The sequence below is a fragment of the Flavobacterium sp. OHVDL-2026-0007 genome (assembly GCF_059882335.1).
On record NZ_CM187612.1, the window covers coordinates 2,917,964 to 2,943,541 of the forward strand.

The 25,578-nt window shown below is 36.1% G+C and carries 21 protein-coding genes and 1 pseudogene; 13 read left to right on the forward strand and 9 right to left on the reverse strand.

Annotated elements, in window-relative coordinates:
- Positions 1-13 precede the first annotated feature (13 nt).
- Entirely contained in the window at positions 14-763 is a 750-nt protein-coding gene (locus tag AC51AA_RS11790; RefSeq protein ID WP_500702434.1) for a uroporphyrinogen-III synthase, read from the forward strand.
- A gap of 208 nt (positions 764-971) precedes the next feature.
- Complete coding sequence (locus AC51AA_RS11795) at positions 972-1,442, forward strand: Lrp/AsnC family transcriptional regulator (protein WP_041518480.1); 471 nt, start codon at positions 972-974, stop codon at positions 1,440-1,442.
- Between the two features lie 150 nt (positions 1,443-1,592).
- Here AC51AA_RS11795 and AC51AA_RS11800 read toward each other — a convergent pair whose 3' ends face one another.
- Complete coding sequence (locus tag AC51AA_RS11800; protein WP_500702435.1) at positions 1,593-2,282, reverse strand: zinc metallopeptidase; 690 nt, start codon at positions 2,280-2,282, stop codon at positions 1,593-1,595.
- Positions 2,283-2,503: 221 nt separating this feature from the next.
- Positions 2,504-5,368, reverse strand: a complete 2,865-nt coding sequence (gene leuS, locus AC51AA_RS11805) for a leucine--tRNA ligase (protein ID WP_500702436.1) — start codon at positions 5,366-5,368, stop codon at positions 2,504-2,506.
- A 217-nt stretch (positions 5,369-5,585) separates the two neighbouring features.
- On the opposite strand from leuS, the gene AC51AA_RS11810 reads away from it, so the two are divergent.
- The 5 genes from AC51AA_RS11810 to AC51AA_RS11830 all read left to right on the forward strand — a co-directional run bounded on the left by AC51AA_RS11810 (position 5,586) and on the right by AC51AA_RS11830 (position 9,021).
- Positions 5,586-6,461: a cell division protein FtsX gene (locus AC51AA_RS11810; RefSeq protein ID WP_500702437.1), complete on the forward strand. Its 876-nt coding sequence runs from the start codon at positions 5,586-5,588 to the stop codon at positions 6,459-6,461.
- A 77-nt stretch (positions 6,462-6,538) separates the two neighbouring features.
- Positions 6,539-6,781 carry a DUF3098 domain-containing protein gene (locus tag AC51AA_RS11815; RefSeq protein ID WP_500702438.1) on the forward strand — a complete coding sequence of 81 codons (243 nt, stop codon included), beginning with the start codon at positions 6,539-6,541 and terminating at the stop codon, positions 6,779-6,781.
- A gap of 71 nt (positions 6,782-6,852) precedes the next feature.
- The gene (locus AC51AA_RS11820) at positions 6,853-7,650 is read left to right on the forward strand and encodes an undecaprenyl-diphosphate phosphatase (RefSeq protein ID WP_500702439.1); all 798 of its coding nucleotides are present in this window, start codon (positions 6,853-6,855) and stop codon (positions 7,648-7,650) included.
- Positions 7,650-8,339 (forward strand): tRNA pseudouridine(55) synthase TruB, encoded by a 690-nt coding sequence (gene truB, locus AC51AA_RS11825; protein WP_500702440.1) that lies wholly within the window; start codon positions 7,650-7,652, stop codon positions 8,337-8,339. The genes AC51AA_RS11820 and truB overlap by 1 nt, the downstream gene beginning before the upstream one ends.
- Positions 8,340-8,490: 151 nt before the next feature.
- Positions 8,491-9,021 carry a hypothetical protein gene (locus tag AC51AA_RS11830; RefSeq protein WP_500702441.1) on the forward strand — a complete coding sequence of 177 codons (531 nt, stop codon included), beginning with the start codon at positions 8,491-8,493 and terminating at the stop codon, positions 9,019-9,021.
- Positions 9,022-9,428: 407 nt separating this feature from the next.
- Here the strand turns inward: AC51AA_RS11830 and AC51AA_RS11835 are convergent, their stop codons facing one another.
- Complete coding sequence (locus tag AC51AA_RS11835) at positions 9,429-10,046, reverse strand: thioredoxin family protein (protein WP_500702442.1); 618 nt, start codon at positions 10,044-10,046, stop codon at positions 9,429-9,431.
- 188 nt (positions 10,047-10,234) lie between these two features.
- Between AC51AA_RS11835 and pyrH the strand changes: the two genes are divergently transcribed.
- The 3 genes from pyrH to AC51AA_RS11850 all read left to right on the forward strand — a co-directional run bounded on the left by pyrH (position 10,235) and on the right by AC51AA_RS11850 (position 14,272).
- The gene (pyrH, locus tag AC51AA_RS11840; protein ID WP_160373375.1) at positions 10,235-10,942 is read left to right on the forward strand and encodes a UMP kinase; all 708 of its coding nucleotides are present in this window, start codon (positions 10,235-10,237) and stop codon (positions 10,940-10,942) included.
- A 153-nt stretch (positions 10,943-11,095) separates the two neighbouring features.
- Positions 11,096-11,659 carry a ribosome recycling factor gene (gene frr, locus AC51AA_RS11845; RefSeq protein WP_500702443.1) on the forward strand — a complete coding sequence of 188 codons (564 nt, stop codon included), beginning with the start codon at positions 11,096-11,098 and terminating at the stop codon, positions 11,657-11,659.
- Positions 11,660-11,776: 117 nt separating this feature from the next.
- Complete coding sequence (locus tag AC51AA_RS11850; RefSeq protein ID WP_500702444.1) at positions 11,777-14,272, forward strand: DUF5686 family protein; 2,496 nt, start codon at positions 11,777-11,779, stop codon at positions 14,270-14,272.
- A 178-nt stretch (positions 14,273-14,450) separates the two neighbouring features.
- Here the strand turns inward: AC51AA_RS11850 and AC51AA_RS11855 are convergent, their stop codons facing one another.
- The 5 genes and pseudogenes from AC51AA_RS11855 to AC51AA_RS11875 form a co-directional block, all read right to left on the reverse strand.
- Positions 14,451-16,721, reverse strand: coding sequence for a cation:proton antiporter (locus tag AC51AA_RS11855; protein WP_500702445.1), 2,271 nt, complete (start codon positions 16,719-16,721; stop codon positions 14,451-14,453).
- Positions 16,722-16,907: 186 nt separating this feature from the next.
- A complete protein-coding gene (locus AC51AA_RS11860) occupies positions 16,908-17,627 on the reverse strand; it encodes a LytR/AlgR family response regulator transcription factor (RefSeq protein WP_500702446.1) in 720 nt (239 codons plus the stop codon).
- Positions 17,590-18,351, reverse strand: coding sequence for a sensor histidine kinase (locus tag AC51AA_RS11865; RefSeq protein ID WP_500702447.1), 762 nt, complete (start codon positions 18,349-18,351; stop codon positions 17,590-17,592). The genes AC51AA_RS11860 and AC51AA_RS11865 overlap by 38 nt, the downstream gene beginning before the upstream one ends.
- Before the next feature lie 55 nt (positions 18,352-18,406).
- Positions 18,407-19,093: a hypothetical protein gene (locus tag AC51AA_RS11870; protein ID WP_500702448.1), complete on the reverse strand. Its 687-nt coding sequence runs from the start codon at positions 19,091-19,093 to the stop codon at positions 18,407-18,409.
- 19 nt (positions 19,094-19,112) lie between these two features.
- Positions 19,113-19,441: pseudogene (locus AC51AA_RS11875) on the reverse strand (DMT family transporter).
- A 179-nt stretch (positions 19,442-19,620) separates the two neighbouring features.
- On the opposite strand from AC51AA_RS11875, the gene AC51AA_RS11880 reads away from it, so the two are divergent.
- The 3 genes from AC51AA_RS11880 to rpoN all read left to right on the forward strand — a co-directional run bounded on the left by AC51AA_RS11880 (position 19,621) and on the right by rpoN (position 25,099).
- The gene (locus AC51AA_RS11880) at positions 19,621-21,978 is read left to right on the forward strand and encodes an efflux RND transporter permease subunit (RefSeq protein WP_500702449.1); all 2,358 of its coding nucleotides are present in this window, start codon (positions 19,621-19,623) and stop codon (positions 21,976-21,978) included.
- Positions 21,979-22,093: 115 nt separating this feature from the next.
- A complete protein-coding gene (asnS, locus tag AC51AA_RS11885; protein ID WP_500702450.1) occupies positions 22,094-23,542 on the forward strand; it encodes an asparagine--tRNA ligase in 1,449 nt (482 codons plus the stop codon).
- Between the two features lie 96 nt (positions 23,543-23,638).
- Positions 23,639-25,099, forward strand: a complete 1,461-nt coding sequence (gene rpoN / locus AC51AA_RS11890) for an RNA polymerase factor sigma-54 (RefSeq protein WP_500702451.1) — start codon at positions 23,639-23,641, stop codon at positions 25,097-25,099.
- Between the two features lie 64 nt (positions 25,100-25,163).
- Here the strand turns inward: rpoN and AC51AA_RS11895 are convergent, their stop codons facing one another.
- Complete coding sequence (locus tag AC51AA_RS11895; RefSeq protein WP_500702452.1) at positions 25,164-25,577, reverse strand: type II toxin-antitoxin system VapC family toxin; 414 nt, start codon at positions 25,575-25,577, stop codon at positions 25,164-25,166.
- Position 25,578: the final 1 nt, after the last annotated feature.

Genomic DNA, 25,578 nt, shown 5'->3' on the forward strand with positions numbered 1-25,578 from the left:
AAAAGTTTATAATATGAAAGTGAAAACAATTTTGGTGTCACAGCCTGAACCTAAAGTGGAGAATTCTCCTTACTTTGAGCTCCAACAAAAACACAAAATAAAAATTGATTTCAGACCATTTATTCATGTGGAAGGGGTTAATGCAAAAGAGATTCGATTACAAAAAATCGACCTTAATCACTATACTGCAATAATCTTAACCAGTAGAAATGCGGTAGATCACTTTTTCAGAGTGGCAGATGAAATGCGCTATAAAGTACCTGAAGGATTGAAATATTTCTGTCAATCTGAAGCAGTTGCGTTTTACCTACAAAAATATGTAGTGTACAGAAAACGTAAAATTTATGTGGGAGCGAAAGATTTTGCAGATTTATCTCCGCTGATCAAAAAATACAAGGACGAAAAATTCTTGTTACCAGCATCAGATCAATTGAATGCTGACGCACCTATCACTTTAAACAACTTAAAAGTAGATTGGACTCAAGCTATTTTCTACAAAACAGTGATGAGTGACTTATCTGATTTAGCAGATGTTTACTACGATGTTCTAGCATTTTTCAGCCCAACTGGAATTAAGTCCTTGTTTAAAAACTTCCCAGATTTTAAACAAAACGATACCAGAATAGCTGTTTTCGGAAGCACCACTCAAAAAGAAGCTTTAGATTATGGATTAAGAATAGATATTCTTGCTCCAACTCCTGAAACTCCTTCTATGACGATGGCTTTAGAAAAATACATCAACGAAGCAAACAAAGGAAAATAGTCTTACCCAAGACCTTATTTAAAATTCCAAATTCCAACTTTATTAAGCTGGAATTTGGAATTTTCTTTTTTATAACATTTTCACCCTTACCAACACAACATCACAACAACAAAAAAACACTCTTCACTACAGAATAAAAAGTTTTATTCCTAAATTTGCTTTCTAATTCCAATCAAACATCCCAGATTAGTTTCAAATTACAACTCTTATGAAAATCAACTCTCTTATTATTGAAATCGACGGTATCGACAAAGAAATTCTTCGTTACTTAATGGATGATGCCCGAAAACCGATTTTACAAATTGCCAACAAAATAGGCATTTCAGGAGCAGCGATTCATCAGCGTTTAAAGAAACTAGAACAATCTGGCGTAATTTCAGGATCAAAATTCACCGTGAACCCAAAAGTTCTAGGTTACAATACTATGGCCTTTATCGGTGTATACTTAGATAAGGCCTCAAGAAACTCAGAGGCCGTAAAAGATTTAAAGAAAATACCCGAAGTTTTAGAATGCCATTATACCACTGGAAACTGGTCGGTCTTAATCAAGATCATCTGCCGAGACAACGAACACCTCATGCAGTTGCTTAATACTAAAATCCAAGCCATTGAAGGGGTTTCAAGAACCGAAACCTTCATCTCTCTGGATCAGCAAATCGACAGACAGATACAGCTTTAATACTAGCGGTAACTCATCTACCTACTAAATCCTTTACAACAGCACTAAGCCTAAACAAACAAGTCCTTAAATAGCAAAGCCGACAACTTTTAAAAAGCTGTCGGCTTTGTTCTATATACTAAACTAACGACCTCATTCGAACCTTACCTATTAGTCCCTCCTATTATTCCCTGAATAAATAGAGATATAATACAACAAGGTAGCAATTGACCCTAGAGCCGCCACCAGATACGTTCTTGCAGCCCATTTTAAAGCATCTTTTGCTCCAGCCTGTTCTTGCTGTGTAAGCATATGCTTGTTTTCTAACCATGCTAAAGCCCTGTTACTGGCATCATATTCCACAGGCAAGGTTACAATCGAAAACAAAGTGGTTACTGCAAAAAGTATGATTCCAATTAACAATAAAGAAGGAAACGATTGAATCATCAAAATTCCTGCTAATAAAACCCACTGCATATAATTGGATGCAACACTTACAATAGGCACTAATTTAGAGCGCATGTTCAACCATTCATAACCAATAGAATGTTGCACAGCATGACCACACTCATGTGCCGCCACTGCAGCAGCTGCAGCACTACGATGATTATAAACACCCTCGCTTAAGTTAACTGTTTTATCTGCCGGATTATAATGATCTGTCAATTGTCCTGGAGTCGAAATAACGCGGACATCCGTAATTCCATGATCGGCCAGCATTTTCTCCGCTATTTCCGCTCCGCTCATTCCATTTCTCAACTGCAATCTCGAGTATAATTCAAATTTACTTTTCAACTTCGAACTAACCATCCAACTAAAGAGCATGATTAATCCCGCAATAATTATATATCCACTTCCCATATCTTTTGTTTTTTATTTCTTTATATTCTATTTAAAGTTACAAAACAAATTGCAATTTCTGAACCAAATTAAAAAAATGTCATTTTGTCACTTCACAAGACAACCTTACCTTAACATGATCAAATCAACGTTTTAAAACAAAAAAAACTCCTAATTCAAAACGAATTAGGAGTTTTTATTAGGTATCAATCCACTACTGCAGATCGCTAGTATAAGATATATTATCCCACTAAATTAATAATCTTTCCAGGAACAATAATTACTTTGTTAGGCGTCCTACCTTCCAACTGCTTCTGCGTTCTTTCATCTTTCATAATAATTTCTTGAATTTGCGGCACCGTTAAATCCAAAGGCAATTCGATAGTGAAACGCATTTTACCATTAAAAGAAACTGGATACTCCTTACTGCTTTCTACCAAATACTTTGGTTCGAAAGTAGGGAAAGCAACCGTAGCTATAGAAGTCGTATGCCCTAATAACGACCATAATTCTTCAGCAATATGCGGAGCATAAGGTGAAATCACCACCGCCAAAGGTTCCAGAATCGCACGTGAATGACAATTCTGAGTTGACAATTCATTCACACAAATCATAAACTGACTCACTGAGGTATTAAAAGAAAAACTCTCAATATCCTCCGCTACTTTTTTAATGGTTTTATGCAATGACTTTAAATTATCTTTTGTCGGCTCCTCATTGGTCACGATCAAACCGTTTTCATCAAAATACAGACGACACAATTTTTTCAAGAAACCAAATACCCCAGAAATTCCAGCTGTATTCCATGGCTTAGCTTGCTCCAATGGTCCTAAGAACATCTCATACAAACGCAAAGTATCGGCACCGTATTCCGAACAAATATCATCTGGAGTCACTACATTATAATAGGATTTCGACATTTTTTCCACCTCGCGACCTACTACATATTTTCCATTTTCATCAGTAATAAATTCCGCATCATGGAAATCAGATCTCCAGGCTTTGAATCTTTCTATATTCAATTCATCAGAAGAATTCACTATAGCCACATCTACACGAATAGGCTGAACACTTTGACCTTCTATTTTATTTTTAGAAACAAAAGTATTGGTTCCCTCAAGACGATACACAAATGCCGTAGTTCCTAAAATCATTCCCTGATTAATTAGTTTTTTAAACGGCTCTTCTGTTGGAGCAAAACCTTTGTCTTTTAAGAACTTATTCCAGAAACGAGAATACAATAAATGCCCAGTAGCATGCTCGCTACCACCAATATACAAATCAACACTTTCCCAATAAGCAACTGCTTCTTTACTTGCAAATTCTTTCTCATTATGCGCATCCATATAACGCATCCAATACCATGAACTACCAGCCCAACCCGGCATCGTGTTTAACTCCAATGGAAAGATCGTTAGGTGATCCACCAAATCAGTAGCCACTACCGCATTAGCCTTAGTATCCCAAGCCCAAACATTGGCATTCCCTAAAGGAGGTAAACCGTCTTCGGTTGGCAAATACTTTTCTACTTCTGGTAAAATAATTGGTAAATGTTGCGCAGCGATCATCTGTGGCAGACCCTTTACGTAATACACAGGAAAAGGTTCTCCCCAATAACGTTGACGCGAAAATACCGCATCACGCAAACGGTAGTTGGTTTTTCCCGTTCCTTGATTTAATTTTTCTAATTCAGCGATTGCTTTTTCAGAAGCCGCTTTATAATTTAATCCGTTTAAGAAATCCGAATTAGCAATCTCTACATTGTCTTTCGAACCGTAAGCTGCTTCAGAGATGTCCACATTGGCAAAAATATTTTTAATATCTTGCATACCCTCTTGCCCCTTAAAGAAGTTGGCAAAAGCATAATCTCTTTCATCTCCACAAGGAACCGCCATTACAGCACCTGTTCCATATCCTGCTAAAACATAATCCCCAATCCAAACTGGAATCGCTTCTTTTGTAAATGGATGCTCTGCGTAAGCTCCCGTAAAAACACCTGAGATCGTTTTCACATCCGCCATACGCTCACGCTCTGAACGTTTTGCTGTTTTTTCAATATAGGCTTCAATAGCCGCTTTTTGATTTGCTGTGGTAATAGTGGCTACCAAAGGATGCTCTGGAGCCAATGTCATAAAACTTACACCAAAAATAGTATCGGGACGAGTGGTAAAAACATCAATAACGTCATCATGTCCTTTCAAATGGAAAGAAACCATCGCTCCAACAGATTTTCCAATCCAGTTACGCTGACTTTCTTTAATACTTTCGCTCCAATCGATATCATTTAAACCTTGCAACAAACGCTCTGCATAAGCAGAAATACGCATGCTCCATTGTGTCATTTTTTTACGAATCACAGGATAACCGCCACGCTCAGAAACACCGTTAACAATCTCATCGTTTGCCAAAACAGTACCCAAACCAGGACACCAGTTCACTTCTGTTTCTGCCAAATACGTCAATCGGTATTGCAACAGTATTTTTTGTTGCTCATCATTTGAAAACCCATTCCACTCACTAGCAGTGAAAGGAGCAATATTATCATCACAAACTGCATTTACAGTAGTATTTCCTTCTTTTTCAAAAACAGCAATTAAGCTTGAAATATCTTCTGCTTTATCTGTATTCTTATTGTACCAAGAATTGAACAATTGAATAAAAATCCATTGTGTATGTTTGTAATAATCCGGATTAGAAGTACGCACCTCTCTACCCCAATCAAATGAGAATCCTATTTTATCCAACTGCTTTCTGTATCCCGCAATTTGTTTTCCTTCTTTATCTACCCCACCATCAATATTCACGCGAGTAGTATCTTCTGGACGTTGACCCGTTTGTATCGCATATTGCTCTGCAGGTAAACCGAAACTATCGTAACCCATTGGATGCAAAACATTAAATCCTTGATGTCTTTTAAAACGAGAATATACATCTGAAGCAATATAACCTAGTGGATGCCCAACGTGCAACCCTGCCCCAGAAGGATAAGGAAACATATCCAGTACGTAATGTTTCGGCTTTTCGGAATTGTTTTCGGCTGCAAACGTTTTATTATCTGCCCAATATTTTTGCCACTTGGCGTCTATTTCAATCGGATTGTATTTCATTCCCTGTCTTAATTTTATTTTTATAAGGAGCTCTGCTTTGGCAAACTCTAATTATTCTATAAAGGTTCAAAGATTCTGCATGACAATGCTTCTACGCTTTTATCACCGAATTAAGTTCGCAAATTTACATTTATTGTACGAAAGTTAAAACTTTGGTCGTTATTAACTTCAAATAAAGAAATTCTTTATTATTTTTACCACATAATTTAAGCAAACTATGAGTTCTAACTTTGATAAATTTCAAAAACGCAGGTTAATTTCCTCTTATTTTTCGGTTGTATTAAGTGTTTTCCTGGTTTTATTCCTTTTAGGAGTACTCGGGTTATTCATTATCAATTCTAAAAAATTAGCGGACGACTTTAAAGAAAAAATCGCCATGACCGTTTTCTTTAAAAACGAAGCAAACGATAGTGTGATAAAAGCTTTCAATACGGAATTAAAAAGAGCGCCCTACGCAAAATCATATGTTTATGTTTCTAAAGAAAAAGCAGCCAAAGAACATACTGATATTATCGGAGAAGATTTCCTTACCTTTTTAGGGGAGAACCCACTGTTAAATTCTTACGACATACACCTAAAAGCGGACTATGTTGAACGAGACAGCATTCTAAAAGTAGAAAGTAATTTGCGTAAAAACGCTATGATCTCAGATATCGTTTACGACAAACAATTGATCAATCTGGTTAATGACAATATCAAAAAAGTAAGTATGTGGATCTTAATCATTAGCGGTTTCTTAGCCGTTATTGCCGTTTTATTGATCAACAGCTCCTTACGTCTTTCTATACATTCCAACCGATTCATCATCAAAACCATGCAAATGGTTGGCGCTACAAAATCGTTTATACGTAAACCTTTTGTTATGCGTAGTATAAAATTGGGCATGTTAGGTGCTGGATTAGCCATTATTGGTTTGATCGCTCTTTTACTTTATGTAGAATCTAATTTCCCTGGACTAGGCATTTTAGAAGACAAAGCCTTAATCGGACTGGTTCTAATCGGTGTTTTCGGATTAGGCGTTTTGATTACCTGGGCAAGCACACACTTTGCTACACAACGTTTCCTGAACTTAAGAACAGACGATCTTTACTAAAAAGCAAGCTCATCGTTTTTAACATACAGCACTCATAAACTAGCCTATGGTTTTCCTTGGCCGATAAAAAAACAACAATGAAAAATAATACAGAAGAACAAAAACAACAGTTCCTTTTTGACGGCATTAACTACAAAATTCTTTTAGTGGGAATTGGTGTTATTGCATTGGGTTTTATCCTAATGTCCGGTGGAGGAAGTGACGATCCAAATGTTTTTAACGAAGATGTCTTTAGTTTTAGACGCATCCGTTTAGCCCCAACTACTGTTCTAATCGGTTTTGGAATCACCATCTATTCCATCTTTAAGAAAACAAAATAAACTAGATTTTTAGACCCCTACTAACCGTTGGTAGCCCTAAGGTTAGTTGAAGGCAAAAACCAAACTTTTCAATGAATACATTACAAGCTATTGTTCTCGCCATTATTGAAGGAATCACAGAATTTTTACCTGTTTCTTCCACTGGCCACATGATTATTGCCTCTTCTTTTTTTGGAATTGCACATGACGATTTCACTAAACTTTTCACCATCGTTATTCAACTTGGCGCTATACTTTCAGTAGTGGTTTTATACTTTAAACGCTTTTTTCAAACGCTTGATTTTTACTTTAAACTTTTGATTGCCTTTATACCGGCTGTCGTTTTAGGATTATTGTTAAGTGATTTTATCGATGGTTTATTAGAAAACCCAGTTACTGTGGCTATTTCTCTTTTATTAGGTGGATTGATTTTACTAAAAGTAGACCAATGGTTCAACACACCCGACACCACAGAGACCTCACAAGAAATCACCTATTTACAAGCTTTTAAAATTGGATTATTTCAATGTCTAGCGATGATTCCTGGAGTTTCAAGAAGTGGTGCTAGTATTGTGGGCGGAATGTCTCAAAAACTAAGCAGAACAACAGCAGCCGAATTCTCTTTCTTTTTAGCTGTCCCTACTATGTTGGGCGCAACAGTTAAAAAATGCTACGACTACTATAAATCTGGGTTTGACCTATCACACGACCAAGTAAACTTATTGGTCATCGGAAATGTCGTAGCCTTTATCGTAGCGCTCTTAGCCATTAAATCTTTCATCGGATTTTTAACTAAAAATGGATTTAAAGTTTTTGGTTATTATCGCATCATTGCAGGAATCGTTTTATTACTGATTCACTTTTTCATTCATCCCCTTACCATACTATAATGACGCCTGAAGAATATTTAAACGGACAAATTTTACTGATCGACAAACCTTTAAAATGGAGTTCGTTTCAAGCAGTCAATAAATTAAAGTACTTGTTGATTAACAAAGTTGGATTGCCTAAAAAATTCAAAATTGGCCATGCTGGAACTCTAGACCCTTTAGCTACTGGATTATTATTAATCTGTACTGGAAAATTCACTAAAAGAATCACTGAGTTACAAGGACAGGCCAAAGAATACACCGGAACCTTTTATATCGGAGCCACTACTCCATCCTATGATTTAGAAACTGAAATCGATCAGACCTTTCCAACCGATCATATTGATGAAGCATTGATTCATGAAACCGTAAAACAGTTTTTAGGTGAAATCGACCAAAAACCACCGATTTTCTCCGCTATTAAAAAAGACGGTGTTCGTTTATACGAACATGCACGCGCTGGAGAAACAGTAGAAATTGCCAGCAGAAAAACAACCATACACGAATTTGAAATTACCCGAATTGCCTTACCTGAGATTGATTTCAGAGTGGTTTGCAGCAAAGGAACTTACATTCGCTCTTTGGCTTTTGATTTTGGTCAAGCCATGAATTCAGGATCCCATTTAACCGCTTTACGTAGAACCAAAATTGGGGACTATGATGTACAAAATGCGATCGATGTAACGCTGTTCGAACAAAGTCTGCAGTAAAACACTTACTTAGCTATCTTTCATTACTAAAAAAATACTATTCGTACGAATTATCGTAAATTTTAAATATCTTTCATAAAATTATCTTGCTAATCCTTAGTTCAGTCCGTCAACGCTACGGCACAACAAAGACAAGATTTAAATTACTTTTATGAAATATATTTCATTTGTTTTTATACTCTTTCTTGTCCTAAGTTGCACGACTTATGCTCAAGAAAGAAAATTTACCTACATTCAATTTGACGTCACGTTCTCTATAACAGGAAATCCAGACCTAAACGAACCTGAAGATTACCAAGGTCAAAAACGCTCCTGGCTTATCCCTGATGGCTTAGGTTCTAAGTTAGGCTACGGCATCCATTACAAACAATGGTGTACTTTAGGCATTCACAGTGGACTGGATTGGAAATGGAACGAACAACTTGTGGCAGTCCCCGTTTATTTGAATTTCGGATTAAGCCCAAAAATTGGTGAAGACACCAGACTTACCATGCAGTTAGGCTACGGCAAAAGTTTTGCTTTGGGACGTGGCCAATTAAGCGGTGAATACAAAAAAGCGCGACTCGGATTAACCGGAGATGACCGAACCTTGTTTATCGAAATCACCGATTACGGCTTCCCGCTACACCAGAACAATAGCGTCGGTAGCATTAGTTTAGGCATTTCTTTAATTAGTTTTTAATTCAAAACCGATACTCCCTATTAAAAGAAAGCCAACTCCTAAATAAAAAAGCACATTCCTAAAGTACCCTTTAGCAATGTGCCTGTTCCTAAATTAAAGTAGTTTTATCCCATATTTCTAGACGTTAATAGTGAGATATATTTTTCCCTTCAAACAACAATTTAGAGAAAAAATCGTAAAATCTTTCGAATAACTTTTTCATAATAGTGTATTTTTTAATGGTTAAACAATAAAGAAACACCTATAAGAATAGTAAATCAATAAACAATAGAAGTGGGCTTAATACGTACTAAGATACGAAATTCCTCATTAAAAACAAATGAGCCTCCCTTATTTAAAATAGTAACCTCTTATTTCTTAGATTCAAATCGACAAAACACCAAGGGATCATATCTCCAGCGTTACCCTTATAATCGATCGAACTTGATATTCCCCATGATTTCCATTAGTTCTTCCTGAACAGAAAGTCCTTTGTCCTGTAAATACCACAGTTGTAAATCGGTTTTGATCTTCTCATCAATAACACCAAAATCTCTTTTATAATTAGCCACTAATTCCGTAGCTCCTTTTGGTCGAGGCCCCCAATTCGCTCGAACGATTCCTGCTTCTTTACAAATAACAATTACCTTAGGGATTGCCCTTCCCCCATTGGTTAAATAATGATTCATTAATTCCTCATTCTCATCACGCAAAACGATCCGAAGATCAATTTTTTTATGGGACTCCAGAACCATTTTATACAATATCGGCAGTATTTGAGCCGCATCGCCACACCAACCTTCGGCTATAACCAACCAAATATAGTGGTTGTCTAACTGTTGCATTTTCAGAACCAACTCTTCAGGAACTTGAATCGTTTTCTCCAATCGATTCATTCTAGTCTCATTCAAACTGGTATACTTTAGCAAATCTTCCGATTGCTCATTACCTGTTACTTTACCTTCTACTAATAAATCGGCAACTAATTTTCGATATTCAGCGTACGAATAACTGTTGAATAATGCTCTGGCTACAATACTTTTCATAAATAGTTCGTTTAGGATCCCATAAATTTACAAATTTAAAACAGACCCCAGAATGTCTTTTTTTATATAACATCGAAATAAATCACCAAAGGCATCAAAAATTTAAAGAGAAAGCGCAATTAATTTTTAAAAACATTATTTTTAAAAATCAGAATATGTCTATATTTGCACAAATTAACGCAACACACATGAAATATAAAAGAATTCTTCTAAAACTAAGCGGCGAAGCCTTAATGGGTGATTTACAATACGGAATTGACCCTAACAGATTAGCCGAATACGCTGAAGAAATTAAGCAAATTCACAGCAAAGGAGTAGAAATTGCTATTGTTATTGGAGGAGGAAATATTTTTAGAGGAGTTGCAGGTGCAAGTGCTGGAATGGATAGAGTACAAGGTGACTATATGGGAATGCTTGCCACTGTAATTAACGGAATGGCTTTGCAAGGTGCTCTAGAAGACAAAGGAATGAAAACCCGTTTGCAAACGGCCTTAAAAATGGAATCTATTGCAGAACCATACATCAAAAGAAGAGCAGATCGTCACCTTGAAAAAGGAAGAATTGTTATTTTTGGTGCAGGAACTGGAAACCCTTATTTTACAACAGACACTGCTGCGGTTTTAAGAGGAATCGAAATCAATGCTGATGTTATCTTAAAAGGAACTCGTGTTGATGGTGTTTATGATTCTGATCCTGAAAAAAATGCTTCTGCTGTAAAATTCGATTTTATTTCCTTTGATGATGTTCTTAAAAAAGGACTTAATGTAATGGATACAACCGCTTTTACTTTAAGTCAAGAAAATAAATTACCAATCGTTGTTTTTGATATGAACAAAATAGGTAACTTGTTGAAGATCTGTGAAGGTGAAAACATAGGAACAGTAGTAAATATTTAAATCATCTAGTCTCTACTGTATTTCATTATCTTTAATGCGCATACACAGAACAACGTTTTTTAAAAAATTAAAGTTATCATACATTAGTACATTAGAGGTGCCCCTTTTAGCCTTGCTAAAAACAAGCCTTTAACCATCTAAAAATCAAATAAAATGACTGAAGAAATAGAATTTATATTAGATAGTACAGAAGAATCAATGAATGGTTCGATTGCGCATTTAGAGAAAGAATTTCTTAACATCCGTGCAGGAAAAGCTTCTCCAGCAATGCTAGGAAGTGTTTTCGTAGATTATTACGGATCATCAACACCGCTTTCACAAGTGGCTAAAATCAGTGTTCCAGATGCAAGAACCATTACCTTGCAGCCTTTCGAGAAAAACATGTTACAAATTATCGAAAAGGCCATCATGGTAGCCAACATTGGTTTCAACCCAATGAACAACGGTGATATGATTATCATTAGCGTACCTCCATTGACTGAAGATCGTCGTAGAGACTTAGCTAAGCAAGCGAAAATTGAAGCAGAAGATGCGAAAATTGGAATTCGTAATGTGCGTAAAGATGCCAATACAGACATTAAAAAATTAGAAAAAGAAGGGACTTCTGAAGATGTTTGCAAATCTGCAGAGGAACAGGTTCAGAACTTGACCAATACTTATATCAAAAAAATTGACGAACTATTGGCTACGAAAGAAGCCGAAATCATGAAAGTCTAATTTTTTAGAACTTAAAATAAAAATCCGTTTGGTTAAATACTACCAGACGGATTTTTTTATGCTTATTTTTGCATACCAAAATGCTATTTTTTTCGTTACTAAACTATATTATTCTATATGAAGCTATTTTGTTTATTGACTTTGTTTTTCACGCTTAGCTTGCAAGCGCAATTCCAAATAAACGGAATTGTAACAGACTCAAACAGCAAACCACTTCCTTTTGCTACCATTAGAACAAATCAAGACTACAATACCATTACGGATGTCGACGGTAAATTCAGTCTGACACTTTTACCCAACACTAGCTCTTTTACGATCTCTTACATAGGTTTCGAGACCAAAACCGTAACCACTATAGACAACAAGAAATTTTATTCGATTTCGCTTATTCAAAAAACAGCGGATTTACAAGAGGTCCTGATCTCTAACGAAAATCCTGCTTTATCGATTTTAAGAAAAGTTATCGCTCATAAAAACCAGAACAATCCTCAAAAAAGGCTAAACAGTTTTGAATACAAAAGCTACAACAAACTCATAGTAACAGCCAATCCCGATTCTATCGATGGCAGAATTGACTCAGTAGCCACGTATAAAGACTTGAATAAAAAATCCATAAACATTGATTCCTCTGATTACAAATTCAAAGAAATCATCAGCAAACAACATTTATTTCAAACGGAGAAAGTCTCACAATATCAGTTTAGGAACAACAAACTCAAAGAAACCATTTTGGGTACTAAAATAGCAGGATTCAAACAACCTGTTTACGAGATCATTGCCTTTAACTTACAGTCTATTTCGGTCTATGACCCTAAATATGAATTGTTCGAAACCAAATACGAAAGCCCTATTTCCAACAGCGCCCTTTCGGATTACAATTACAAACTACTAGACACCGTTCCCATCAAAGGAAGAAACACCGTTATGGTGTATTTCAAAAACAAGAAAAAAAGGAAAGCAACCGGCCTAGAAGGTGTCTTATATATTGACCAAGCCAATTTTGCTATTGCCAAGGCCGTGATGCGCATAAAAGGCGTACTAGACATCAGTGCCGTTCATGAATTTGAATACGCTGCGAACGAACAAGTTTGGTTTCAAAGCAACACCACCTTTAAAATTGTAAAAGGAAAAAACGACGATGACATTAAAATTTTAGGCGGAACAATTCAGTTTGACGGTGACGTTGAGGACAACTTTGAGCCTAGAAAAAAATCAGCCTCCGATTTCACTTATTTACTCTCTGAGAGCAATAATTTCGACATTCATTACAACAGCACTACCCCGATCAAAGATCCCTCCTTATACATCGAAATTAAAGACGATGCGAGCAAAAAACCAGAAAGCTTCTGGGACACCTACCGAAAGGAAAGTTTGGATTTAAAAAGCCAAAAAACATATTTATTGTTAGACAGTCTTTCCATAAAGAAAAGAGTCGAAAGTCGCTTGGGTATCGGACGTAAAATCATCAATGGGTATTTCCCTATTGGACCTATTGATCTGGATTTAAAAAAAGTCATCAGCTACAATAATTACGAAGGTTTTCGACTTGGTCTTGGCGGCATTACCAATGATCGTTTTTCAAAAAATTTCAGAATCGAAGGCTATACCGCCTACGGCACCAAAGACGGCAGCATCAAATACAGTGTAGGCTCTGGAGTTTTACTCGATAAAACCACCAACACCTGGCTCAACGGTTCTTATACCGATGATGTGCGAGAGATCGCCAGTACCGTATTTGCCGTAGACAAACGCGTTTTTAAAATATATGATCCGCGACCGATTAACATTAGTACTTTCTACAAATATACCAGCTGGAAAACCAACCTGCAGACTAAGATCATACCCAAAACGGAAGCTATTTTCGAACTATCGAGAACCTATGTTGAACCAAAATTCGACTATCTTTTTAATTTCAACGGGCAGCTGTACTCCAGTTATATTATGACCACCGCAATGGTTTCCCTTGTTTGGGCACCCTTTAGCGACTTCATGCAAACACCAACTGGAAGAAACGAATCCGACAAAAGATTCCCTAGATTCACTTTTCAATATACCCAATCTTTACCTAATGTTTTACAAAACGACTTTAGCTTTAGCAAAATAGATTTCAAAGCGGAATATGAAAAGAAATACCTAAACGGGCAAAAAACGAGTTTGTTATTGCAAGGAGGTTACGCCTTAGGTGATGTGCCGTTGACGCATTTATACAACACCATGCCCAACAACCTAACCAAAGAAACCATCATACAACGTATTACCTTCTCGGGTAGAAACAGCTTTGAAACCATGTACTTTAATGAGTTTTTCTCTAGTCAATATGTGTTTTTTCAATTCAAACATGGCTTCGACCGTATTACGATACTCAAAAAAGTTCGTCCTTCCTTAGTATTGGTTACCCGAATGGCCTGGGGAAATATGGAAAAGCCTGAGCAACATGTCGGCCCCACTTATAAAACCTTAGACAAAGGCTTTTTCGAATCTGGAATTGAACTGAACAAAATCTACAAAGGTATTGGTCTAGGAGGTTTTTATCGTTATGGCCCGAATCAACTCTTGAAATTTGAAAACAACATAGCCGTTAAGATTTCATACGTACTGGATCTAGGCTTGTAAGTAAGGAGCACAGAGCAACTCCCCGTCATTGAATTCCTGTAGCGAATCGAAGATTCATCCTCACTAGCCAGACTATTGACAAACCCAGCCATAAAAAACAAGCCTTAAACCAAAAATCCCAAATCCCAACGCTATTGTTTGGAATTTGGGAGGATATCATTTTAGTATTTCTTCCTTCTTATGGTTTTAAAATCAACACTGAAGGCGTATTATTAAGCCATGTACTTTGCGACTCAATTAACTTTTTCCAGCTGTCGAGACTGATAATCATTAAGTTCTGATTTTCTAAAAATTCTTTTTTAATAGTTCTATCATGCATAATCATAATATGATTAGGGGCAATTTGCTCAATAGAACGGATAGTCTCTTGAATATCTCTGGTATTTTTCACCTCACCGCTAGCATCTAAAACCGTAATCTGCGATCCATTATTATTGATTAATTTCTTAGCATATTCAATCAAGAACGAATCCTCTTTGCTGAAAATCGGCATAAAAACCTGACTTACTTCTTCTAAATCCTTATCAATGAAAATTCCTACTGGCATTTTACTCTTGGCAATAATATGACGTGTTCTTTCATCAAAGGGCGAATTCTCAAACAAACCTTCTTTACCTGTAAACTTATCAATTAGACGATCCGGATTTACAATTCGTGTGGTGAACCCTAAAATCTTACCTAACAGAGTTCCTTCAAAAATAGATTCTCCTAGTCCGACCAACAACAAGTCATACTCCCCATGATTGGCCGTATCAATAATATCGGTATCAATATCATTGGTCACTTTAAAAACACTGACCATGTTTTGACTCAAACGTTCCGATTCTTCAATAACGGGCACTAACATTTTGCGCTCATGATCTTTGATATCAAACGAATGTATTTCGGTACTTAAAGACAAATGCATAGCGGTTACTATAGAATTATCTCCTTGTTTTTTTACTAAACTATTAGCAATTTTCAACAATTTCTTTCCTTTCTCAGGAGTAGCGAAGGAAAGCAGAATCTTGTATTTACTTTTGTTGCCAATTTCTTGTGGAACCGCCGTTACCTTATCCTTAAATACAAATCCAATCAAATCTAAAGCTGGGCCCGTCATAAATGTGGTTACTAAAGCCATAATCACCATCATGGTAAAAATCTCCGTAGACAAAACGCCCAAATCGTAGCCGATATTTAAAACCACCAACTCCATCAATCCACGTGTATTCATCAAGGCACCAATAGCCAAACTGTCTTTCCAACTTTGTCCCACAAACTTAGCCGCCAAAGCACTACCAAAGAATTTACCTACTACGGCAACCGCAATAATCAATCCCGTGATCTTCCATAAATAAGGATCATTTAACAAGCCTATTTGTGTGCGTAAACCGGTAAACACAAAGAATAAGGGTAACAAAACAATAATCGCAACATCTTCTACTTTTTCAATAAAGATATTTCTGAATTTGTTGTTTTCCGGCATAATCGCTCCTGCTAAAAACGCTCCAAACAAAGCATGAATTCCAATTAATTCAGCAGCATAAGCAGAGAACAAAAGTGTCAAGAAGAAAATAGCCACTACGGGTTTGTTCAGACTTTCACGAGTCGAATTTAAATCTCCGACACGTTTTAAAAACGGACGCACTATTTTCAGCATCACAATAACATACAAAACAGCCAAACCTATCACATACAATGAACTGGTCAATGAACCCGCTTTCACAATAGCAATAACAACTGCTAGTATACACCAAGCCGTAATATCATCGGCAGCCGCACACGTTATGGCAATGGTACCTAATTTTGTTTTTTGCAAACCGCGTTCCTGCACAATTCGAGCTAACACTGGAAAAGCCGTAATACTCATGGCGATCCCCATGAACAATCCAAAAGAGGCAAACTCTACCCCAGCAGGCGCAAAAGTATGATAGACATAATAAGCCAAGGATAAACCTAAGGCAAACGGAATAACAATACTAGCATGACTAATAACAACGGCGTCATGCGCTTTATTTTTAAGCACTTTCAGATCCAACTCCATCCCGATCACAAACATAAAAAGAATCAAACCGATTTGACTTAAAAATTGTAGATTCCCTAAAGATTCTGTTGGAAATAAAGCCGCAGAGAATTCTGGAAAATACATCCCAACCAATGAGGGACCTAAAACGATACCCGCAATCATTTCTCCAATTACAGAAGGCTGTCCTATTTTTCTAAAGATCCACCCAAACAAACGCGCTACCAAAATGATCGTCACGATTTGTGCCAACAAAATAGCCAATGGATGATGTAAATTATCCACCATCGAACTCACAAAATCATTCCAATGGTTCCCTACGTTCTTTTTATGAATGACTCCCCTACCCACTTCTAGTGCAGCACCTTTTGAGATCACCCAATAGATCAAAGCGGTAAAACCTCCAATAATCGTCACATAAAACAAAGAGTTTTTTATGTTATTCATAGCTCATTTTTTAGATTTATTGGTGCAAATATCAGTACTGATACTCAAGTGAGAAAGTAAATTTACACCTAATTTTTAATCCATGTAACAAGTGGGAAAAACTTTGTAATAAGTTGTATTCTTTTAGTGAAAATGACCCAATTTTTGATGCGATCAGGAACTTAACCGCTATAAAACAATATCTTCCTATAACTTTACTTTCGATAAAAAGTCCGAGCGATAAGTTTCGCTTAAAATTAGGGTACTGTTTTTATCGTTTTTTTCTACATGATGCAACACAATTTCATTATGGCTAAAAAACTTAATGGCTTTCACGGCCACAATTTCTTTTTTGTTGATGCGACAAAAATGCGCGTCTGGCAATTCTTGTAAAAGGGTATCAAACTTAACGTTTTTCAAATTCAGCAGACTCCCGTCAACGAGTAAAACAGTTTTATCTCGACTATCACTTAGGGCTGTTTTGATGTATTGAATTTGATTAAAATACAACAAGGTCTTTCCCTTGTCTGTATTGAGCTGAATGAATTTTTTAGTAGCATCCGGTTTATGAAATTGCTCATAAGCTTTTGAGATCGCTTTTTGCAAACGTTCCAGTTTCACCGGTTTTGTGACATAATCTACTGCGTCAAGGGTAAAAGCATCGGCAGCGTATTCTTTATAAGCAGTACAAAAAATAACTAATTTACCTTGCAACAGCCCCGCCAAATGCAAGCCGTCCATCCCTGGCATTTCGATATCAGAGATCAATAAATCGAAGTCGAGATTAGGGATTTCTATAAGAAGTTTTTCAGGATTATTGAACGTTTTGACAATTTCCACTTCTGGAATCTGTTCGCAAAGCATTTTCAAATAGGTCAATCCAGGTAACTCATCGTCCAGCAGCAAGCATTTCAGTTTTGTATTCAAGTAAATCAATTTTTAGATGAGCAATGTAAATATCATTTTCTACAAACTTTTCCAGTTTGAAATTATTTTTATAAATAATACGCAAACGGTGTTCTAAGGTCGTATGACCAAAACCACTGCGTTCTTTTTTAAGTACTTTTTTATCGGAAATCTTATTGGAAACCGTCATCGAAAAAGCATTATTTCTAAATTCAAAAATCACAGAAATAAAGGCATCAGCACTTTGTAGATCAGCATGTTTAAAAGCATTTTCGATTAAATCAATTGAAATCAATGGCGCTAATAAGGGTTGTTCATAAAGTTTATCTTCCTGATTGATGTTGGTTTTAATCTTCAATTCAAAAAGTGGACTGATTTTGATTTTATTGATTTCAATCAAATTCATTGCAAAATCAATTTCTTCCTTTGCCGTAACAAACTTCTTTTTACTTTCGTACAGAATATAATCCAAAACATTGGCTAGTTTATCCAAAGCAAAATAAGTCTGATACGCATGCGACTGAATCGAGTTTAGAATATTCTTAAAAAGATGGGGATTCAGTTTTGATTCCAAAGTCTCTAATTGCAAATCGTTCACTTTCATCTCCAGCGCATAAAAACTCTTCTCAGCATCTTCTTTTGATTTCTTAGACTGCATGAGTTGGTACAGCATAAAACCAATGATACTAACGAGCAACAGAATTATGGCCAAAAAAATAAAAGTAATGGTATTGTTCTCTTGCATACAATTTCAAATTAAAATAAAAATAACCCACTAAAAATAAAGCGCGTGTTCTACCTCACAACACGCTCTTTTTACATCCGCAATAAAACTCACCTTCAGCTGTGAACAAATCCAATTCATAGCTTTTATCTTTTTTCTGAAAATTTCTTTTGTACTGCTGAAACAATGGCGTCGCTAACAAAAATTCGATTAGCCTAAAAGAATTATTGTAACCATAACTTTGAATAAAGCTACTATTAATCCACTTTAGCTCAATCGGATGTCGGTACAAATCCTCCATAGTAGCACTCGGACCTTTAAAAAACAACAGCGTTTTACTACTACTTTCAAGAAATCGATCGAGTTCTGTTAATGACCTTGTAAAGTGCGTCATCATTTTTAGCTTGATCGTGGATAAAATCTCCGCTTTACTAAATTCCTTATTCAAACAATCTAGTATTTCATTTAATAGATCAGCCTCAACATTTTTCTCAACAATTAAATCTCCTCTCGAATTGACTTTCAAAAATTCCATTAGAAACTCATCATCAATCTTTTTAAGATTAAACGTACAACTCCTTATACTCTCTTTAAAAACTTCTTCAAAATCAATAATTAAACGAGAACTAAAATCATCTTCAAGAAGACTCAATTGGATCTGATCTGTGAGTTGATAACGATAAATACCACCATAATCCAAAGAGGAATCATAGGACCCAAATCTCCTAGTGGCATTCAAAATCAAAGTTAGTTGTTCTACCATACTTCAAAGCTATTCTTTTTTAGTGACTAGAAACAAACTTCAGCCCAATAATTGAAGCAATCAAAGTGGAAAGAAAGAATATTCTCCAGAACGTCGCTGGTTCTTTAAAAATCAATATCCCTACTAGTACTGTCCCAACAGCACCAATTCCAGTCCAAACAGCGTATGCAGTACCTATTGGCAATACTTGTGTGGCTTTATAAAGCAACAACATACTAACAGAAAGACATACAAAAAATCCCCCATCCAATAAGTAGAAACCATCCCGGTCGTTTCCTTGGCTTTCCCTAAACAAGAAGCAAATCCAACTTCAAAAAGCCCCGCAATAATTAATAAAATCCAATTCATTTTCTTTTCCTTTTTAAATAGACTACAAATATGAGAAAAGCTGACGTAGCATTATACAAAACCCTCCAATTTTCCTAAAAAACCGCATGTTAATTAATGTTAACAAACCGTAAAAACCGTAGCGATTGTTTATGATTTAGAGCACTTTTCACTACATTTGCAACCATTTTAAAGATTTTATGAAAAACGCAATACAGGTTGGATTTTGGGAGAAATTAGCCCGAATCATACTTAAAAACAGAATTACAATCTTGGTGATTGTATCGGCCTTAACCATTTTCCTTGGCTACCAATGGAAGAATTTAGCTATGACCTATACCGAAGCCAACTTACTTCCTAAAAATCATATTGCCAATAAAGACTATCAAAAATTCTTAGATAAGTTTGGAGAAGAAGGAAATCTTATTGTGATTGGCTTTAAAGACCCTACCTTTTTCACGCCTAAAAACTATGCAGCTTGGAATGAACTGATGACAGGCTTAAAGCAAGCGAAAGAAGTAGACTTAGTGGTTTCCTTAAACGATCTAAAAAAGCTAGAAAAAGACACCGTTAACGAAAAATTTGTTCTTAATCCCTTTGTCGACCAAAGCAAAGCAACGGACCCTGCCTATTTAAAAAAGATACAATACGACCTGTTTCACAATTTACCTTTTTACGAAGGATTGTTGTTCAATAAAGAAAGCGGTAGTATTCGCTCTGCAGTTTACATGAATAAAAAACTAGTCAATACAGCAGAAAGAAAAACATTTATTCTGGAGAATCTAGTTCCAAAAATTGACAAATTCGAAAGAACAACGGGCATAGACTTACGCGTTTCTGGAATGCCTTACATTAGAACCATCAACGCGGACAATATGAAAGGTGAAATCGGACTCTTTATTGGAGCGGCCTTGCTTACGGTTTCCTTGATTTTCTTTTTCTTTTTCCGTTCTTTTAGAGCCACGTTTTTATCGATCTGTATTTTACTTGTCGGTGTTATTTGGTCTTTCGGGACACTGGGACTGTTTCATTATAAAATTACGATTTTAACGGCTATTATTCCGCCACTGATTATTGTTATTGGGATCACCAACTGTATTTTCTTGATTAACAAATACCAGCAGGAAATTAAGCTGCACAACAACCAAGCGAAAGCTTTACAGCGTATTATTTCAAAAATTGGAGTCTCTACTTTAATGACCAACTTAACCACGGCCATGGGTTTTGCTACCTTTATGATCACTGGAAACGACTTACTTTTTGAATTTGGTTTAGTAACTTCAATCAACGTTATCTCTGTATACCTGTTAACCCTATTAATTGTACCGATTGTATACAGTTTCATGTCGGTTCCAGGAGAAAAACATTTATACCATTTGACCAAAACCTACATCTCAACATTATTAGACTTTGTGGAAAATGTGGTAAAAAACAAAAGAAAAGTAATCTACACCATCTACGGTTTATTGCTATTGTTTAGTATAATCGGGGTTTCACAAATGAAAGTTTCTGGAAGTCTAATTGGAGAAATGCCTAAGAGCGCTTCTTTCTTTAAAGACATTTTATTTTACGAAAAAGAGTTCAATGGGGTAATGCCTTTAGAGATCATGATTGACACCAAACACAAAAAAGGAGTCATGAAGGCATCGACTATGCGCAAAATGGAGGAGTTGCAAAACACCATCGCTTCCTTGCCTGAATTGTCGAAACCCGTTTCTGTGGTGAATTTGGTTAAATATTCCAAACAGGCTTTTTATAATGGAAACCCAGAATATTACCAATTGCCGACCTCACAAGAGCAAACCTTTATTTTAACCTATGCTAAAAATGCCACTAAAAATAGCAAAGACAATTTAATGAAGAGCTATGTGGACTCGACGGGACAATATGCTCGAATCACTACTTTTATGAAAGACATCGGTACCGATGAAATGGCTAAAGTAGAAAAGAAATTACACACTAAGATTGACGAAATTTTCCCAAAAGATCGTTATGAGGTAACCTTGACCGGAAAAGCTTTGGTTTTCCAAAAAGGAACCTCCTACTTGGTAGACAACTTAATTGAATCTTTAATCTTCGCTATTCTAATTATCGCGGGCTTAATGCTGTATTTATTCCGTTCTTTCAAGATGGTTTTCGCTTCGGTAATCACCAATATTTTACCGCTTTGTATCACCTCTGGATTAATGGGTTATTTCGGCATTCCACTAAAACCCTCTACGATTCTAGTCTTTAGTATTGCCTTTGGTATATCAGTAGACAATGCCATTCAGTTTATGGCCAAGTACCGACACGATCTCTTACAGAATAACGGAAAGGTTAAAAAATCTGTTTTCAGCGCCCTTAGAGAGACTGGAATCAGTACTTTTTACACTTCGGTAGTTTTAATTTTAGGATTTGCTACTTTCACACTTTCAAGCTTTAGTGGAACCATTGCACTTGGAGGATTAATTTCTTGTACATTGGCCTTTGCAATGTTTGCCAATTTATTGGTTTTACCCGCTTTAGTACTGACCTTTGAAAAGAAAAAAGCCAAGAAAGAGGACTTGGAAGCCTAGTTCATTTTGGACTACAATCCGACCGATAGCCCCAATGGCTTCCAATTTTAATTATTATCGTTTATATTTGCAATACATACACAACAATTAATTTACTATCAATATTATATATAAAATGAAACACACAAAAGTTAAAGACTTATTAAACAGTACTACGACGCTTCAGGAGGTTAATGCAAAAGGATGGGTGAGAACTTTTAGAAATAATCAGTTCATCGCGCTTAATGACGGTTCTACCATTAATAATATACAATGTGTTGTTGATTTTGAAAATACACCAGACGAAACTTTAAAAAGAATCACTACTGGAGCTGCAATTTCTGTAACAGGAACTTTGATCGAAAGTAAAGGTGCAGGTCAGAAATATGAAATTCAGGTTGCAAAACTTGAAATCTTAGGTGATTCAGATGCTGAAAAATTCCCAATACAGCCAAAAAACAAACCTAGCTTAGATTTCTTACGTGAAAATGCACATTTACGTGTACGTACCAATATGTTTGGTGCCATCATGCGTGTACGTTCGGTATTGTCATTTGCAGTTCATAACTATTTTCAACAGAAAGGATTTGTGTATGTAAATACACCTATCATTACTGGATCTGATGCCGAAGGTGCTGGAGAAATGTTCAAAGTCACTGCTTTACCTTTTGACAATACGCCAAGAACAGAAGACGGAAAAGTAAATTACAAAGAAGATTTCTTTGAAAAAGAAACCAACTTAACCGTTTCAGGACAATTAGAAGGAGAAACCTATGCCATGGCATTAGGTCAGATCTATACTTTTGGCCCTACTTTTAGAGCGGAAAATTCAAATACATCACGTCACTTGGCTGAATTTTGGATGATTGAACCAGAAGTTGCTTTCAATGATTTGGATGACAATATGGATTTGGCTGAAGATTTTATTCAGTATGTAATTAAATACGCTTTAGACCACTGTGGAGATGATTTAAAATTCTTAGAAGGAAGACTTATAGACGAAGAAAAATCAAAACCTCAAGCCGAAAGAAGCGAAATGGCTTTGTTAGACAAATTGAATTTCGTTTTAGAGAACAACTTCAAACGTGTTTCTTATACCGAAGCAATTGATATTTTAAGAGACTCTACTCCTAATAAAAAGAAAAAATTCAACTATATCATTGAAGAATGGGGAGCTGATTTACAATCAGAACACGAACGTTATTTGGTTGAAAAACACTTTAAATGCCCAGTAATCTTATACGATTACCCAGCAAACATTAAAGCATTTTACATGCGTTTGAATGACAACACAGAGCCTGGAAGAGAAACAGTTCGTGCCATGGACATCCTTTTCCCTGGAATTGGAGAAATCGTTGGAGGTTCTGAAAGAGAAGAGCGTTACGATGTTTTGGTTGAAAAAATGAAAGCCTTAGAAATCGACGAAGAAGAATTATCATGGTATTTAGATACCAGACGATTTGGCTCTGCAACTCACGCAGGTTTCGGATTAGGATTTGAGCGTTTAGTATTGTTTGTAACAGGAATGACAAACATTAGAGACGTAATCCCTTTCCCGAGAACTCCTGGAAATGCAGAATTCTAAGAAACAGTTATAAAATTTGTTTTAGGTTTCAAGTCTCATACTGTTGAACACTCAACACAATTGAGGCTTGAAACTTTAAACTTTTAATAAAAATAAATGCTAAAGCAATTTTTAAATTTAAAATTATCCCAAAAATTATCTCCTCAGCAAATTCAGCTGATGAAGTTAATTCAATTGCCTACGCAAGCTTTTGAGCAACGTTTATTAGAAGAAATGAACGAAAATCCAGCTTTAGAAGCTGGAAAAGAAGACGAATACGAAGCGGATGAATTCGCTAATGAAGAATACGATGATTATGACGATGCAGAATCGGATAGAATCGAAGCAGACGACATTAATATAGACGAATATCTAAGCGACGACGATACGCCAGATTACAAGACGCAGGTCAACAACTATAGTGAAGATGAAGAGCGCGAAACCCCTTTTGCTTCACCAATCAGCTTTCATCAGGATTTAATCAATCAGTTGAATACTTTCATTTTAAATGATGAAGAGCGCGAAATCGCTGAATTCCTTGTGGGAAGTATCGATGATATGGGGTATATCCGCAGAAGCGTTCCAGACATAGTAGATGATATGGCTTTTACCCAAGCGATCTACACCGATGAGAAAATGGTCGAGAAAATGCTACACATTATTCACGAACTAGAACCATCTGGAGTGGGAGCACGTGATCTACAAGAGTGTTTATTGTTGCAACTAAAGCATAAAACACCAACCGAATATGTTGATCTAGCTATTGACATCATCGAAAACCAGTTTGATGCTTTTACCAAAAAGCATTACGACAAACTACTTCAGAAATACGCTGTTTCCAACGAACAACTTAAAAAAGCCATACACGAAATTGAAAGACTAAATCCTAAACCGGGTGGGTCTTACACAGGTAACAATAAAGTAACCGAAAATGTAGTTCCTGATTTCGCGATCAGAATAGTCGATGGAGAGCTAGAATTGACCTTAAACGGAAGAAATGCTCCCTCCTTGCACGTTTCTAAAGATTATCAAGAAATGATGCAGACCTACAAAGATTCTCGTGATAAATCATCAGCTCAAAAAGATGCGGTGCAGTTCATCAAGCAAAAGTTGGACTCCGCTAAATGGTTTATTGACGCTATTCGTCAACGCCAGGAAACCCTTTTTGTCACCATGAATGCCATTATGCATTACCAGGAGGAATACTTCTTAGACGGGGACGAGACCAAGTTAAAACCGATGATTCTTAAAGATATCGCCGATATGGTTGGTTTAGACATTTCCACCATTTCACGTGTTGCTAATAGTAAATATGTGGAAACACCATACGGAACAAAACTTATTAAAGAGTTTTTCTCTGAAGCCATGAAAAACGACCAAGGGGAAGATGTTTCGACTTTAGAAATCAAAAAAATTCTTCAAAACACCATTGAAGAAGAAGATAAAAGAAAACCTTTACCAGACGATCAATTGGCCGAAATCTTAAAAGAAAAAGGCTATCCAATTGCCCGACGTACTATTGCTAAGTACCGTGAACAATTAGACATTCCTGTGGCTAGAATGAGAAAAAAGATTTAGATCGATTACGAACTACTTTCAAATAGAAAACCCGACAACTTTTAAATTTAAAAGTTGTCGGGTTTTATTTTATATAGATATCCAAAAACTCAGAGGGTGTCAAAACTGCTATCTCTGCATTTTTAAAATCTTTTTTATTACGTGTTATGATAAATTCACATTTGTGATGCAAAGCACTAAAGTATTGTATTGCATCTTCAAAATCCTTAAACTTGGAAATTAAACTCTTATCAACTACAATTTCATCAATAGTGGCAACATCACATATAATTCGAAACTTTTTCAGAGCTTCTAAAACAACCTTTTCTTCAACAAACTTTGAAACGACATAAACAGTATTTACAAAAGATAGTGATGACGCTGCTAATCGAACTTTCTTTTCTTCAGCCAATGAAGCAATTATAGCAATATCTCTATAATAAGGCTCTCTCTGAGCAATCAGGTCAATTAAGACATTTGTATCCAAAAACAAATTCATA

Excerpts from the sequence above, each read along its gene's own strand:
- AC51AA_RS11790 (WP_500702434.1), top strand. The coding sequence starts at position 14 with ATGAAAGTGAAAACAATTTTGGTGTCACAGCCTGAACCTAAAGTGGAG.
- AC51AA_RS11795 (WP_041518480.1), top strand. The coding sequence starts at position 972 with ATGAAAATCAACTCTCTTATTATTGAAATCGACGGTATCGACAAAGAA.
- AC51AA_RS11800 (WP_500702435.1), bottom strand. The coding sequence starts at position 2,282 with ATGGGAAGTGGATATATAATTATTGCGGGATTAATCATGCTCTTTAGT.
- leuS (WP_500702436.1), bottom strand. The coding sequence starts at position 5,368 with ATGAAATACAATCCGATTGAAATAGACGCCAAGTGGCAAAAATATTGG.
- AC51AA_RS11810 (WP_500702437.1), top strand. The coding sequence starts at position 5,586 with ATGAGTTCTAACTTTGATAAATTTCAAAAACGCAGGTTAATTTCCTCT.
- AC51AA_RS11815 (WP_500702438.1), top strand. The coding sequence starts at position 6,539 with ATGAAAAATAATACAGAAGAACAAAAACAACAGTTCCTTTTTGACGGC.
- AC51AA_RS11820 (WP_500702439.1), top strand. The coding sequence starts at position 6,853 with ATGAATACATTACAAGCTATTGTTCTCGCCATTATTGAAGGAATCACA.
- truB (WP_500702440.1), top strand. The coding sequence starts at position 7,650 with ATGACGCCTGAAGAATATTTAAACGGACAAATTTTACTGATCGACAAA.
- AC51AA_RS11830 (WP_500702441.1), top strand. The coding sequence starts at position 8,491 with ATGAAATATATTTCATTTGTTTTTATACTCTTTCTTGTCCTAAGTTGC.
- AC51AA_RS11835 (WP_500702442.1), bottom strand. The coding sequence starts at position 10,046 with ATGAAAAGTATTGTAGCCAGAGCATTATTCAACAGTTATTCGTACGCT.
- pyrH (WP_160373375.1), top strand. The coding sequence starts at position 10,235 with ATGAAATATAAAAGAATTCTTCTAAAACTAAGCGGCGAAGCCTTAATG.
- frr (WP_500702443.1), top strand. The coding sequence starts at position 11,096 with ATGACTGAAGAAATAGAATTTATATTAGATAGTACAGAAGAATCAATG.
- AC51AA_RS11850 (WP_500702444.1), top strand. The coding sequence starts at position 11,777 with ATGAAGCTATTTTGTTTATTGACTTTGTTTTTCACGCTTAGCTTGCAA.
- AC51AA_RS11855 (WP_500702445.1), bottom strand. The coding sequence starts at position 16,721 with ATGAATAACATAAAAAACTCTTTGTTTTATGTGACGATTATTGGAGGT.
- AC51AA_RS11865 (WP_500702447.1), bottom strand. The coding sequence starts at position 18,351 with ATGCAAGAGAACAATACCATTACTTTTATTTTTTTGGCCATAATTCTG.
- AC51AA_RS11870 (WP_500702448.1), bottom strand. The coding sequence starts at position 19,093 with ATGGTAGAACAACTAACTTTGATTTTGAATGCCACTAGGAGATTTGGG.
- AC51AA_RS11880 (WP_500702449.1), top strand. The coding sequence starts at position 19,621 with ATGAAAAACGCAATACAGGTTGGATTTTGGGAGAAATTAGCCCGAATC.
- asnS (WP_500702450.1), top strand. The coding sequence starts at position 22,094 with ATGAAACACACAAAAGTTAAAGACTTATTAAACAGTACTACGACGCTT.
- rpoN (WP_500702451.1), top strand. The coding sequence starts at position 23,639 with ATGCTAAAGCAATTTTTAAATTTAAAATTATCCCAAAAATTATCTCCT.
- AC51AA_RS11895 (WP_500702452.1), bottom strand. The coding sequence starts at position 25,577 with ATGAATTTGTTTTTGGATACAAATGTCTTAATTGACCTGATTGCTCAG.